The organism is Verrucosispora sp. WMMD703, assembly GCF_049178935.1.
GTDB classification, from domain to species: Bacteria; Actinomycetota; Actinomycetes; order Mycobacteriales; family Micromonosporaceae; genus Micromonospora; species Micromonospora sediminimaris.
Genome location: NZ_JBMHMM010000004.1, coordinates 6,117,099 through 6,130,108, shown reverse-complemented (window position 1 = coordinate 6,130,108; position 13,010 = coordinate 6,117,099). Strand labels below are relative to the sequence as shown.

Below are 13,010 nucleotides of genomic sequence, written 5' to 3'. Positions count from 1 at the left end.
GTGTCCCCTTCAGTCGACGAACCGGCGCCCGGTCAGCTCGACGAACGCGTCGTCAAGCGTGGCCTGCTCCAGCCGTAGTTCGGCGGCGGTGATCTGGTGGCGGGCGAGCACCGAGGTGACCGCGTGCAGCACGTCACCGGTGCCGGTCACCACGATCTGGCTGCCGCTGCGCGTCACGGCCGTGACCTGCGGCAGGCCGGTCAGCAGCCGGTCGTCCAGTGGAGTGGACGGGCGGAACCGGATGCGCTGCTCGGGTGCTACGGCCGAAACCAGCCCGGCCGGGGTGTCCAGGGCCACAACCCGCCCCTTGTCGATCACCGCGAGGCGGTCACAGAGCCGCTCGGCCTCCTCCATGAAATGGGTGACCAGCAGGATGGTCACCCCGCGATCCCGGACCCGCTCGATCAGACCCCAGGTGTCCCGGCGTGCCTGCGGATCCAACCCGGTGGTCAACTCGTCCAGAATGGCGATCCGCGGGTTGCCGACCAGCGCCAACGCGATTGAGAGCCGCTGCTTCTGACCGCCGGATAGCTTCTCGTACGGGGTGTTCCGCTTCTCGTCGAGGCCCAACTCGCCGATGAGCTGCGTCGGGTCGGCCGGCTCGCGGTAGAACGACGCGTAGAGCTCCAACGCCTCGGCCACCCGGAGCCGGTCGGGCAACTGGCTCTCCTGAAGTTGCACCCCCACCAGCTGGCGCAGCCGGGTGGCGTCCCGGCGAGGGTCGAGCCCGAGGACCGACACCCCGCCCCCGTCTGGGACGCGCAGCCCGGCGACACACTCCACAGTGGTGGTCTTGCCGGCGCCGTTCGGGCCGAGTACGCCGAAGATCTCGCCGGCCTCGACGTCGAAGGACACGTCCGCCACCGCCACCGCCTCGCCGTACCGCTTGTGCAGGCTGGTCACCTCGATGACCGGCATGGCAGCCGCCTCTCGTCGTCAGTTCCGGGTACCGCTCAAGCGTCGCGGGAGGCGGCCGGCGACGAATCGACCGGCTGTAGGTGACCTTGGTCAGCTCCGGTTGATTCCGGCGATCCGTCAACCGGTGGATGCGCCGACGAGTGACTACGCTCCTGGACGTGCACGCATCCGAGCTTCCCTCCACCGCCGTGGGCGCGGGCCGCCGCTTCGTCGGCGGGGCCACGCTGCTCCTGCGGGGCATCGGCCTGTACGTACGCAGCCCAGGTCTGATGCTGCTCGGCGTCGTCCCGGCGCTGATCTCCGGGGCGATCTTCGCGACCGCGTACGCTCTCCTGGTCTTCTTCGTCGGCGACCTGGCCGCTGCGGCCACTCCGTTCGCCGACGACTGGGCGGCGACACCGCGCAGCGTGGTCCGGGTGATCGCCGCGCTGGCCTTCCTCGGTCTCGGTGGCCTGCTCACCGTTCTCACCTTCACGGCAGTCACCCTGGTCATCGGCGATCCCTTCTACGAGAAGATCTCCGAGCGGGTCGAGCGGCGCTACGGCGGTACGCCGGACGAGGTCGAGGTCCCGTTCTGGCCGTCGCTGCGTCGCAGCGCCGCCGACTCGCTCCGGCTGGTCGCCCTGGCGGCGTTGTTCGGCGTGCCGTTGTTCGCCGCCGGTTTCATTCCGGTGGTCGGGCAGACCGTGGTGCCGGTCATCGGCGCGTTGGTGGGCGGCTGGCTGCTCGCCGTGGAGCTGACCGGCGCGCCCTTCTCCCGGCGCGGCAAGCGACTGCCGCACCGGCGCGCGGCACTGAAGGTGGACCGACCCACCTCACTCGGCTTCGGAGTCGCGGTCTTCGTCTGCTTCCTGATCCCACTCGGCGCGGTACTGCTGATGCCGGCCGCGGTGGCCGGCGCCACCCTGCTGGCCCGCCGCTCCCTCGGCCAACCCATCACGGAGGGCTGACATGCACATCGCCCTGGTAGCGGGAGACATCACCACCGAACAGGTGGACGTGGTGGTGAACGCGGCGAACTCGTCGCTGCTGGGCGGCGGGGGAGTCGACGGCGCCATCCACCGCCGGGGCGGACCGGCGATCCTCGCTGAGTGCCGCGCGCTGCGCGCCTCGCGCTACGGGCGGGGCCTGCCGACCGGACAGGCGGTGGCCACCACGGCAGGTGACCTGCCGGCGCGTTGGGTGGTGCACACCGTCGGCCCGGTCTGGTCGGACACCGAGGACCGTGCCGCGCTGCTGCGCGCCTGCTACACCAACAGCCTCGCTGTCGCGGACGAACTGGGCGCGGCAAGCATCGCCTTCCCGCTGATCTCCGCCGGGGTCTACGGCTGGCCGGTCGAGGACGCCGTCCGTCAGGCCCTGTCGGTGCTGCGCGCGGCAACCCCGACGAACATCACCGTGGCTCGGCTGGTGCTCTTCGGCGCCGACACCCACGCGATCGCCGACCGGGTGTACGCGGAGGGTTAGCGCATCTCGCGTACGCAGGACCACTGCCTGGCCACCCGCCGGTAGCCGAGCCGGTCGTTGACCGCCAGCATCGCCGCGTTCGCCGCGTCGTTTCCGGTGTACGCGACGGTGACGCCGCGCGCCGCCGCCCGATGTAGTGCGGCCAGCTTCGCCAACCGGGCCAGCCCTCGGCCGCGGAAGTCCGGCACGGTGCCGGTGTAGTCCGACCACATTCGTGCGCCGTCCCGCTTCACCAGGCTGATCGCCACCAACTCGCCGTCGACCTCGGCGCCCATGCTGGCCTCCCGGTCCAGCCCGACGTTGTCCCAGGTGTCGGCGCACCAGGTGGCATATCCGATGGCGTCGGAAGTCACGTCACCCGGCTCGTCGGCGCTGGCCAGCACGTCCACCCGGTGGACCCGGCGGGGGTCGACCTCGGCCAGCGGGACCACCCGGACATCGTCAGGGACCGGTGGCAGCGGTGGCAGCGCGTGCAGCTCCAGAGCCGAGAAGTGCTCCTGACGACTCGGGATGAAGCCGTGCCGGCGGGCGAACGGCAGCGCCTCCGGCAGCGTACGGCCCCGTAGCCGGTTCAGGCCGAGCGGCGCGAGGTGCTCCAGCGCCCGGCCCAGCAGTGCCCCGCCGATCCCGCGTCGCCGCTGGTCCGGGTGCACGTGCAGCAGGGACACCTCGCCAACGGCTGCGCTGGTGTTGGTGTTGCGGGACGCCGACACCCAACCGATGACCTCCCCGTCGACCTCGGCGACGAAACCGCCCCAGTGCTGCTCCGCCGGTGGCGTCGAGATCAGCTGCCGGGTGGACGCGACACCCCGGATCAGGAAGGGAAACACGAGGGTACGCAGCGCCACCACGGCTGGGGCGTCGTCGGGATGTGCGGGACGGATCAGCGCGGACGGTTCAGGCATGCGCGGCAGGCTAACCAAACCCGACGGACCTCCGCGCCCGCTTTCCCACCCCTACCTCCGCTACGCCCGACGCAGCACCCAGGCGGTGGGTACGTTTCTTGTCGCCCGGGCGACAAGAAACGTACCCGGGTTCAGGCGGATTCGCGGATGATCAGCTCGGTGGGCAGGATGAGCGCCGGCTCGACGTCCTCCCCAGCGGCGAGGCGGAGCAGCAGCCGGGTGCCCTGCCGACCCAGCTCCACTATCGGTTGCCGGACGGTGGTCAACGGCGGATCGGTGTACGCGGCGGTCTCGATGTCGTCGAAGCCGATCACCGCCACGTCCTCGGGTACCCGACGTCCCGCCTCGCGGAGCGTACGCAGGGCGGCGTGGGCCATCAGGTCCGACGCGGCGAAGACGGCGTCCAGGTCGGGGTGGGCGGCGAGCAACTCCCGCATCGCCGCCGCTCCGGACTCGCGGGTGAAATCGCCGACCGCCACCATCTCGGGCAGCCCGGCGGCGGCGACGGTGTCCCGGTAGCCGGCCAGCCGCTCGATGCCGGCGACCATGTCCTGCGGTCCGGCGATGGTGGCGATCCGACGCCGGCCGCTGTCGATCAGGTGCCGTACCGCCCGGGTGACCCCGCCGACCTGGTCGACGTCGATGTACGGCACGTCCGCCCCGTCGAGCGGTCGGCCGCTGCACACCACCGGGATGCCCAGCGCGGCCAGTCGGGCGGGCAGCGGATCTGCCCCGTGCAGCGAGGCGAACAGCACCCCGTCGACGTGCCGACCGGTGGTGTACCGGGCGACCCGTTCATGCCCGGCCGGCGACCCGGCCAGCATCAGCACCAGCTGCTTGTCGGCGGCCTCCAACTCCTGTGCCGCGCCCCGGATGATCCCCGGGAACACCTGGTCGTCGGAGAAGACCCGGGTGGCCTCCTCCGGCATCACCAGGGCGATCGAGTCGGTCCGCTGGGTGACCAGGGTGCGTGCGGCCAGGTTCGGCACGTACCCAAGCTCGGCGACCGCCTGACGGACCGCCTCCTGGATCGGCTCGGCGACCGTGGTCGAGCCGTTGACCACCCGGGAGACGGTGGCCCGGGACACACCGGCCCGTCGTGCCACCGCTTCCAGAGTGGGCCGTTGCGCCCCCGTCATCGGAGAAACCACCACCTCGTCACAGCCCGTTCCGGGAGATCACCTCCTGGTACCACCGGGCGCTGGACTTCGGTGTACGCCGCTGAGTGAGGTAGTCGACGTGCACGATGCCGAATCGCTTACGGTACCCCTCGGCCCACTCGAAGTTGTCAAGCAATGACCATACGAGATAGCCGCGCAGGTCGACGCCCCGGGCGATGGCCTCGTGCGCGGCGCGCAGGTGGCCGTCGAGGTAGGCGATCCGGTCCGAGTCCTGGAGCGGGGTCGTCGGGTCGGCGGTCTTGTCCGGGAAAGCCGCGCCGTTCTCGGTGATCAGCAGCGGTACCGCCGGGTAGTCGGTGGCGATGCGCTCCAGCAGCCGGGTCAGTCCGGCCGGCTCGATCATCCAGCCCATGTCGGTGAGCGGCCCGACCGGTGCCAGGAACTGCACCTGTCCCTCGGTGCCGGGGTACGCCCCGCCACCACCGGCACCGTCCGTCCGGCCGGCGACGTAGGTGGGCGCGTAGTAGTTGATCCCGAGCAGGTCGATCGGCGCCGCGATGATCTTCTCGTCGTTGTCCTGCACAAAGGTGGGTTCGACGAACCGCGCCACATGCTCCCGGATGTCGTCCGGGTACCCGCCGACCAGCAGCGGATCGAGGAAGATCCGGTTGTGCAGGCCGTCGACCAGGCGTGCGGCGGCGGCGTCGGCCGCGCTGTTGGGATCGGCCGGGCATACGTCGGCGGGATTGAGCGTGACGCCGACCCGGCCGGCGCCGGCCGCGCGCAACGCCTGGGTCGCCAGGCCGTGCGCCAGCAGCAGATGGTGTACGGCGCTGAAGGCCGCGCCCGGATCCTGCACCCCGGGGGCGTGCACACCGTTGCCGTAGCCGAGGTACGCCGAGCACCACGGCTCGTTGAGCGTGGTCCAGGTGCCGACCCGGTCACCGAGGCGGGCGTACAACGCGGAGGCGTAGGTGGCGAAGTGCTCGGCGGTGTCCCGGCTGGTCCAACCGCCGCGATCCTGAAGGGTCTGCGGCAGATCCCAGTGGTAGAGCGTGATGATCGGATCGATGCCCCGGCCCAGCAGCGCGTCCGTCAGCCGGTCGTAGAAGTCAAGGCCGCGCGGGTTGACCGGGCCGCTGCCGTCGGGCTGGATGCGGGGCCAGGAAACCGAGAAGCGGTACGCCTGCAAACCCAGCTCCGCCATCAGCGCGACGTCGTCGGCGTACCTGTGGTAGTGGTCGCAGGCGACGTCGCCGGTGTGGCCGGCGTGCACCTTGCCCGGCGTACGGCTGAAGGTGTCCCAGATCGACTCACCGCGCCCGTCGTCGCGGGCCGCCCCCTCGATCTGGTACGCCGCAGTGGCCGCACCCCAGAGAAAGTTGTCCGGAAATCTCAACTCAGTCACGCCTTGACCGCACCTTCCATGATCCCGCCGATGATCTGGCGGCCGAACAGGACGAATACCAGCAGCAGGGGCAGCGTGGCGATGGCCGTGCCGGTGAAGACCTGGGACATGTCCTGGTAGTAGCCGTCAGACAGGGCCCGCAACGATAGCTGCACGGTGGGATTCTCCGGGTCGTTGAGCACCGCGTACGGCCAGAGGAAGTCGTTCCAGGTGGTCATGAAGGTGAGCAGGCCGAGGACGGCGGCGGCCGGCCGCAGCGCCGGCACCACCACGTTCCAGTAGATGCGGGCGGTGCCGCAACCGTCCACCCGGGCTGCCTCGATCAGCTCGCTGCTGACCGCCTGCCCGGCGTACTGCCGCATCATGAACACCCCGAAACCGGTGACCAGTGCGGGCATGATCACCGCCGGCAGCCGGTCGTTCAGGTTGAACTTCGTCATCAGGATGTACAACGGAATCACGCCCAGTTGGGTGGGCACCATCATCGTGGCAATGATGATCATCAAAAGTGCGTTGCTGCCCCGGAACCGCAGCTTGGCGAAGGCGAACCCGGCGAGGGTGGAGAAGAACACCACGGAGGCGGTGACCGTGATCGCGACGATCGCCGAGTTGATCAGACCGGTCAGGAAGTAGGCGTCGGTGTTGGCGAACAGCCGGGAGATGTTGGCCCCCAGGTTGCCGCCGGGCGTCACCGGCGGTGGCAGCTGGCCCATCGCATCGCTGGACCGGCTGGCCACCACGAACATCCAGTAGATCGGAAAGACCGACAGGACCCCGGCGGCGACGAGTGCGAAGTAGGTGAGCGGGCTCGCCCGCCACAACTGGCTCATCGCGCCACCTCGCTTCGCTCGGCGTCCCGATGAGCTTTACCAGCACTGAGCCGAATTGTTCGCTCGCTGCGCTCGCTCACCCGCGCCACCTCGCTGCGCTCGCTCATCGGGAGCCTCCCTTCCGCTTGCCGGTGTCCGGCCGGGCGCCGGCGCCGAGCCGGCGGATGATCAGTACGTTGATCGCCGCGACGATGGCGATCAGGGCGAAGAGCAGCCAGGCGACCGCCGACCCGTAGCCGAAGTTGTAGTACGGCGCGAAGGCGTTCTCGAACATGTACATGGTCATCGTCTGCGACTCGCGAAGCGGCCCGCCCCGGATCGCGTTGGTGCCGGAATGGAACAGCCGGGGCTCGGTGAACAGTTGCAGGCCGCCGATGGTGGAGATGATGACGCAGAAGATGATCGTCGGCTTGAGCAGCGGCACAGTGATGGTCCAGAACTGCCGGGCCCGGTTCGCGCCGTCGATCGCCGCCGCCTCGTAGAGGTCGCGGGGGATGGCCTGCATGGCGGCCAGGAAGATCAGCGCGTTGTAGCCGGTCCAGCGCCAGTCGACCATCGTTGAGATGGCCACCCAGGAGGCGAACCGGTTGGATTTCCACTCGATGCCGTCGACGCCGACCAGGTCGAGCAGCCAGTTGACCATGCCGAACTCACGGCCGAACAGCACGCCGAACACGATCGCCACGGCTGCCGTGGAGGTGACGTTGGGCACCAGCACCGCCATCCGCCAACCGGTACGCATCCGCAGCTGCCGGTTGAGCAGGTTCGCCAGCCAGAGCGCGGCGAGCAGCTGGGGGAGCGTGCTGATGACGAAGATGCCGAGGGTGTTGACCACCGAGTGCCAGAAGTCGCTGTCCGCCAGCAGCCGGGTGTAGTTGTCCGCGCCGACGAATGTGGGATTGCTGCCGAGCAGGTCCCAGTCGTGCAGGGAGACCCAGAAGGTGTACGCCAGCGGCCAGGCCCCGAAGATCGCGAAGATCACGAAGAACGGGGCGATGTAGAGGTAGGGCGAGTACTTCGCGTCGATCCGGCTCAGCCGGCCGGCCCGGGACGGGCGGCTGTCCCGCGGCGCCGGTCTGGCCGGCGGTCGCGCGTCGAGTTGCAACGCCATGACCCGTTGACTCCTTTCCACGCCCCCGCCCCGCGCCGGCCCAGGGCGAGCCGCCGTACGCGTACGACGCGGCGGACCTGGACCGGCGGCGGGGATGGGGCCGTCGGGCCGGTTACTTGGCGGCGGCCTTCTTGGCGTTGTTGATCGCGTCCTGCCAGCCCTGGTCGGGGCTACGCTGGCCCAGCTCGACGGTGCGGACCGCGTTCTCCACCTCGGTGCGGACGGCCTGGTTCTTCGGGCCCATGTAGACCGGCTTCAGGGTCTTCGCGCCCTCGCCGAAGATCTTGCCGACCGGTGCGTCGGAGAAGTACGCGTTGGTGGCCTCGGTGATGGCGGGGTCGTCCAGCGCCTGCGGCGAGGACGGCAGTGGACCCTTGGCCTTGAAGGCGCCGATGTGACCCTCGGCGCTGGTCAGGAACTTGACCAGCTTGACCGCCTCGTCCTGGTGCTTGCTCTGCTGCGGCACCGCCAGGTGCGAGCCGCCCCAGTTGCCACCGTTGCCCGGCACCCGGGCGATGTCCCACTTGCCCTTGGCCTCCGGCCCGGCGTTGCCCTCGATCACGCCGGTCATCCAGGCGGGGCAGGCGATGGTGGCGAACTTGGCCTGCTTGAAGGCGGAGACCCATTCCTCGGACCAGGAACCGTACTTGCCGGACAGGCCGGCGTTGACGATGTTCATGGTGATGTCCCAGGCCTGCTTGACCGCCGGGTTGGTGTCGACCACCAGGTTGTCGCTGGTGTCGTAGTAGTGGTAGCCCTGCGCGTTGCCGGCCGTCTGGAGCACGATGGTGTTGAAGGTGTTGGTGGCCGCGTCCAGGAACGACGCGCCGGTGTTGGCGGCCTTGAACTTCTCGCCGGTGGCGATGTAGTCCTCCCAGGTCGGCCAGAGTGCGGAGACCTGCTCACGGTCGGTCGGCAGGCCCGCCTTCTCGAACAGGTCGGTGCGGTAGCACATGGCCATGCCGCCCACGTCGGTGCCGAGCCCGATCAGCTTCTGGCCGTCGGCGGTGAGCCCCTGGTTCCACTTCCACTCCAGGAAGTTGCCCTTGAGGTCGGCGGCGCCGTGGTCGAGCAGGTTCACGAAGTTGTCCGGGTTGGCCTTGTACTCGACCATCAGGCCCTCTTCGATGGCCACGACGTCACCGGCGCCCTTGCCCGCGGCTAGCCACTGGGTCAGCTTCGGTGAGTACTCGTCGAGGTTGCCGCCGGTGCCCCGCTCGACGATCTTGATGTTGGGGTTGGCGTCCATGTACTGCTGGTAGAGCTGCTCGTAGCCGAACTGCCCGAAGACGTCGACGGTGAGCGTTATCTTGCCGTCCCCGGCGGCCTCGTCGCCGCCGCCGCAGCCGCTGCTGACGAGCAGGACGCCGGTGGCGGCCAGAGCGACCGCCGCGAGGCGGTGACGCGGGAATGTGCCCATTGTCTGATGACCCCTCTCAGGTCGGGGTGGTGGTAGAAGGTTCTGAGAGCGCTCTCTCGTAGCCTGCGGTCCGCCCCGGGACCGTGTCAAGAGAGCGCTCTCTCAGCCTCCATCACAGAATGGCCACAACCGGACCGCCGCCCACCCGCACTGATTGATCATGAGGTTGGCGGCAACCGGAGAGATCAACTGCCGCCCAACCTCATGATCGACGAGGGTGGGCGGGGGTCAGCCGGTGCGTACGCCGTCGAGCAGGGTGCGGTCGCCGGAGACGGTCAGGGTGTCGAAGCTGACCCGGCCCCAGAGCGCCAGCAGCAGGTCGCTGGCGGTGCCGGTGACCTGCACCCGGGCATGGTGGTCGTCGTGGTCGAGGATGGTGCCGGTGTCGAGCAGGGCCACCCCCTCGCCGCGCAGCCGCAGATACCACTCCTGGTCGGCGTCGGTGGCGGTCAACCGGACCACGCCCGCCCACGGGCCGCCCGACCTGCGGCGGCCCGCCGGCAGCCAGGTGTCCAGCACCTCGCTCACCCCGTCGGCCGCGAGCTTGGCCTCGACCGGCTCACCTGCGGCAATGGCGAGCTGGGCGTCCCAGCGGTGCACCGCCGTCTCATGGGCCATCCGACGTGGCCAGAAGCCCGCCTTCTTCGGCTGCGGAGCCCAGTTCCAAGCCGGCGCCTCCGGGTCGAGGGAGTCGAAGAGCGCCATCAGTTCGTCGTACGCCTGCTGCCACTGCTGCACGGCGGTGACGTCCGCCGCCGGCTCGACCGGCTGTGACCGGCTCTGCTGTGGTGCCGACGGGTCGCCTGAGCCGGCCACGGCATGCACCCACCGGTAGACGCCGGCGAGATGGCGGGTCAGGTCGGTCACGGTCCAACCGGGGCAGGACAGCACAGGTGTCTCGGGCGGTGCCTCGGCCACCGCGGCGGCGAACGCCGGGCCCTCCGCCCGGAGCGCGCCGATCCAGAAATCCTTGGTGCCGTGCAATCTGCTCATCGCCATCCTCCCGGGGGTGACCGGGCCACCAGTGGGTGCCACGGCTACCCCTCAGCCTAGGGTGAGAGGCGTGTCTGACGTCTACGCCCAGCCGACAGCCGCCGCGCAACCCGCCAGCACGGACGATCTGGCGCAATACACCACATTGTGCCTGGGTGGGCCCGCCGGCCGGGTGGTCAGCGCCACAAACGCCGACGAGATCGTCAGCCGGGTACGCGAGGCGGGCGCCGAGATCCTCCTGATCGCCGGCGGTAGCAACGTGGTGATCGGTGACGGTGGCTTCCCCGGCACGGTGGTGCTCGTCCGCTCCCGGGGGCTGCGGGTGCTCACCGAGGACGAGCAGACCGTGACGGTACGGGTCGAGGCCGGCGAGCCGTGGGACGACCTGGTCGCCGCGACGGTACGCAACGGCTGGTCAGGGCTGGAGTGCCTGTCCGGCATCCCCGGCTCGACCGGTGCCACGCCGATCCAGAACGTCGGGGCGTACGGGCAGGAGGTCGCCGAGACCATCACCGCCGTGCAGGTCTACGACCGGACGGCCGGCGCGGTCGGGCAGGTCGAGGCCGCCGACTGCGGCTTCGCCTACCGGTCCAGCATCTTCAAGTACAACGAGCGCTGGGTGGTGCTCTCGGTGGACTTCCGGCTGGCCCGTTCGCCGCTGTCCGGCCCGGTGCGCTACGCGGAGCTGGCCCGGGCGCTCGGCGTCGAGGTCGGTGACCGGGTGCCACTGGACCAGGCCCGGACCACGGTGCTGGGACTGCGCGCGGGCAAGGGCATGGTGCTCGACGCGGGCGACCCCGACACCCGCTCCGTCGGCTCGTTCTTCACCAATCCGGTCCTCGACGCCGCCGCGTACGAACAGTTGCGGCAGCGGGCCAACGGGCTGGGTGAGCCGCCGGCGTGGCCCGGTGCCGGCGGCGTGGTCAAGGTCAGCGCCGCCTGGCTGATCGACAAGGCCGGTTTCGGCAAGGGGTATCCCGGCCCCGAGGGCACGGCCATCTCCACCAAGCACACCCTCGCCCTGACCAACCCCACCGGCAACGCCAGCACCAAGGCCCTGCTCACCCTGGCCCGCGAGATCCGCGACGGCGTCCAGTCCCGCTTCGGCGTAACCCTCCACCCCGAACCCGTCCTCATCAACTGCACCCTCTGACCGGGTTGATCAAGACGTTTGCGTCAGCTTCCGCGCGGAAGCTGACGCAAACGTCTTGATCAACTCCGTGTCCGCCGGGCTCGTTCAGGTGGGGGAGACTGCGGGCCAGGGGACGGTGAGGTGGCCGTGGCGCCAGTGGCGGGGGCGGCCGAGGACGGGCCAGCCCTGGGCGCGGACAGCCGACACGGTGTGCAACCAACGTTGGCGCGGGCCAAAGGGGGCGTAGCCGGCAGCGGCCCGCCAGGCGTCGTCCAGGGCCCGGATCAGGTCGTGGATCCGCTCGCCCGGTACGTTGCGGTGGATCAGCGCCTTCGGTAGCCGTTCGGCCAGCTCGGCCGGACTTTCCAGCGTCGTCAGCCGAGCGGACAGGGTCAGCGAGCGCGGTCCGTCGGCATCGAGCAGCACCCACCCGCCGAGGCGTCCCAGCTCGTCGCAGGTACCCTCCACCAGCAGCCCACGCGGCGCCAGCCCGGCGCACATCGTGGCCCACGCGCCGGCCACCTCGCTCTCGTCGTACTGGCGCAGCACGTTGAACGCGCGGACCAGGGTGGGACGCAGACCGGCCAGTTCGAAGCCGCCCCGGGCGAAGGTGAGCCCGGGTGGGTCGGCGGCGGGCTGCGCGTCGGCGACGCGTACCGGATCGATCTCCAGCCCGACCACCCGCACGTCCGGGCGGACCCGGGCGGCGAGCCGGTCCCGCAGCTCCACCGCGGTCACCGGGGTCGCGCCGTAGCCGAGGTCCACCACAAGCGGGTCTGGCGCGGCGCGCAGCGGATCAGCGCAGGTCTCCACGACCCAGTTGTCGACCCGGCGGAGCCGGTTGGGATTCGTGGTTCCCCGGGTCGCCGCGCCGAGCGGCCGGGACGCCGGCGTCACCGTCAGCCCGTCCGGTGCACCTTGTGCTGGGCGGCCTGGGCCAGCGGCCGGACCACGAGACGGTCCACGTTGACGTGCTGCGGTCTGGTGGCGCACCAGGCGATGCAGTCGGCGACGTCCTCGGCGAGCAGCGGCTCCGCGACCCCGGCGTAGACCGCCTCCGCCCGCTCGACGTCCCCGTTGAAGCGGGTCAACGAGAACTCGTCGGTCTTCACCATGCCCGGGTCGATTTCGATCACCCGCACCGGGCGCCCGCACAACTCCAGCCGCAACGTGCCCGCGATCGCGGTCTGTGCGTGCTTGGCTGCGGTGTAGCCGCCCCCACCCTCGTAGACGGTGAAGCCGGCGGTCGACGAGACGACGACGACGGTGCCGGACCCGGAACTCTCCAGCGCTGGCAACAGCGCCTGGGTGACCCGCAGCGTGCCGAGCACATTGACGTCGTACATCCACTGCCAGTCACCGACCGCGCCGGACTCCACCGGATCCAGCCCACGTGCCCCGCCCGCGTTGTTCACCAGGAGGGTCACCGGCCCGCCGGCCTGCTGCGCGGCCCGGGCGAGGTCGGCCACCGACCCGTCGGAGGTGACGTCACAGCGCACCGCGGTGGCGGAGCCGCCGGCTGCGGTGATCTCCGCGACCAGTTCGGCCAGGCGGTCGGTACGCCGCGCCGCGGCGAGCACGTGGAACCCCTCGTCCGCGAGCCGCCGGGCGGTGGCGGCGCCGATCCCGCTGGATGCTCCGGTGACGATCGCGACACGACTCATCCGGCCATTCTCGCCCCCCGCCATCGGATGGCGGGCGGCAC

13 protein-coding genes are annotated in these 13,010 nt (G+C 70.4%); 3 read left to right on the top strand and 10 right to left on the bottom strand.

The annotated features are described in order from the left end of the window. Nucleotides 1–9 precede the first annotated feature (9 nt). Nucleotides 10–918: an ABC transporter ATP-binding protein gene (locus ACN26Z_RS28465; RefSeq protein WP_421464186.1), complete on the bottom strand. Its 909-nt coding sequence runs from the start codon at nucleotides 916–918 to the stop codon at nucleotides 10–12. A 128-nt stretch (nucleotides 919–1,046) separates the two neighbouring features. Between ACN26Z_RS28465 and ACN26Z_RS28460 the strand changes: the two genes are divergently transcribed. Then, a complete protein-coding gene (locus ACN26Z_RS28460) occupies nucleotides 1,047–1,868 on the top strand; it encodes an EI24 domain-containing protein (RefSeq protein WP_093403429.1) in 822 nt (273 codons plus the stop codon). A gap of 1 nt (nucleotide 1,869) precedes the next feature. Beyond that, the gene (locus ACN26Z_RS28455; RefSeq protein ID WP_421464183.1) at nucleotides 1,870–2,385 is read left to right on the top strand and encodes an O-acetyl-ADP-ribose deacetylase; all 516 of its coding nucleotides are present in this window, start codon (nucleotides 1,870–1,872) and stop codon (nucleotides 2,383–2,385) included. On the opposite strand, the gene ACN26Z_RS28450 is transcribed toward ACN26Z_RS28455, so the two are convergent. The 7 genes from ACN26Z_RS28450 to ACN26Z_RS28420 all read right to left on the bottom strand — a co-directional run bounded on the left by ACN26Z_RS28450 (nucleotide 2,382) and on the right by ACN26Z_RS28420 (nucleotide 10,173). Beyond that, on the bottom strand, nucleotides 2,382–3,290 hold the full coding sequence (locus ACN26Z_RS28450) for a GNAT family N-acetyltransferase (protein WP_421464181.1): 909 nt from the start codon (nucleotides 3,288–3,290) through the stop codon (nucleotides 2,382–2,384). The genes ACN26Z_RS28455 and ACN26Z_RS28450 overlap by 4 nt on opposite strands. A gap of 131 nt (nucleotides 3,291–3,421) precedes the next feature. After that, entirely contained in the window at nucleotides 3,422–4,429 is a 1,008-nt protein-coding gene (locus ACN26Z_RS28445) for a LacI family DNA-binding transcriptional regulator (protein WP_282236714.1), read from the bottom strand. A 19-nt stretch (nucleotides 4,430–4,448) separates the two neighbouring features. Continuing rightward, a complete protein-coding gene (locus tag ACN26Z_RS28440; protein ID WP_421464179.1) occupies nucleotides 4,449–5,819 on the bottom strand; it encodes a GH1 family beta-glucosidase in 1,371 nt (456 codons plus the stop codon). Continuing rightward, nucleotides 5,816–6,649, bottom strand: coding sequence for a carbohydrate ABC transporter permease (locus ACN26Z_RS28435; RefSeq protein ID WP_093403439.1), 834 nt, complete (start codon nucleotides 6,647–6,649; stop codon nucleotides 5,816–5,818). The genes ACN26Z_RS28440 and ACN26Z_RS28435 overlap by 4 nt, the downstream gene beginning before the upstream one ends. A 103-nt stretch (nucleotides 6,650–6,752) precedes the next feature. After that, nucleotides 6,753–7,760 carry a carbohydrate ABC transporter permease gene (locus ACN26Z_RS28430; protein ID WP_421464177.1) on the bottom strand — a complete coding sequence of 336 codons (1,008 nt, stop codon included), beginning with the start codon at nucleotides 7,758–7,760 and terminating at the stop codon, nucleotides 6,753–6,755. 112 nt (nucleotides 7,761–7,872) lie between these two features. Next, nucleotides 7,873–9,180: an ABC transporter substrate-binding protein gene (locus ACN26Z_RS28425; protein WP_282236717.1), complete on the bottom strand. Its 1,308-nt coding sequence runs from the start codon at nucleotides 9,178–9,180 to the stop codon at nucleotides 7,873–7,875. Between the two features lie 228 nt (nucleotides 9,181–9,408). After that, on the bottom strand, nucleotides 9,409–10,173 hold the full coding sequence (locus ACN26Z_RS28420; protein ID WP_093403706.1) for a maleylpyruvate isomerase family mycothiol-dependent enzyme: 765 nt from the start codon (nucleotides 10,171–10,173) through the stop codon (nucleotides 9,409–9,411). A gap of 70 nt (nucleotides 10,174–10,243) precedes the next feature. Here ACN26Z_RS28420 and ACN26Z_RS28415 point away from each other — a divergent pair, with 70 nt between their 5' ends. Next, entirely contained in the window at nucleotides 10,244–11,326 is a 1,083-nt protein-coding gene (locus ACN26Z_RS28415; RefSeq protein ID WP_421464174.1) for a UDP-N-acetylmuramate dehydrogenase, read from the top strand. An 84-nt stretch (nucleotides 11,327–11,410) separates the two neighbouring features. Here the strand turns inward: ACN26Z_RS28415 and ACN26Z_RS28410 are convergent, their stop codons facing one another. Together ACN26Z_RS28410 and ACN26Z_RS28405 are read right to left on the bottom strand one after the other, a co-directional pair. After that, nucleotides 11,411–12,208 (bottom strand): class I SAM-dependent methyltransferase, encoded by a 798-nt coding sequence (locus ACN26Z_RS28410; protein WP_421464737.1) that lies wholly within the window; start codon nucleotides 12,206–12,208, stop codon nucleotides 11,411–11,413. Continuing rightward, nucleotides 12,205–12,969, bottom strand: a complete 765-nt coding sequence (locus ACN26Z_RS28405; RefSeq protein ID WP_421464172.1) for an SDR family oxidoreductase — start codon at nucleotides 12,967–12,969, stop codon at nucleotides 12,205–12,207. The genes ACN26Z_RS28410 and ACN26Z_RS28405 overlap by 4 nt, the downstream gene beginning before the upstream one ends. Nucleotides 12,970–13,010 lie beyond the last annotated feature (41 nt).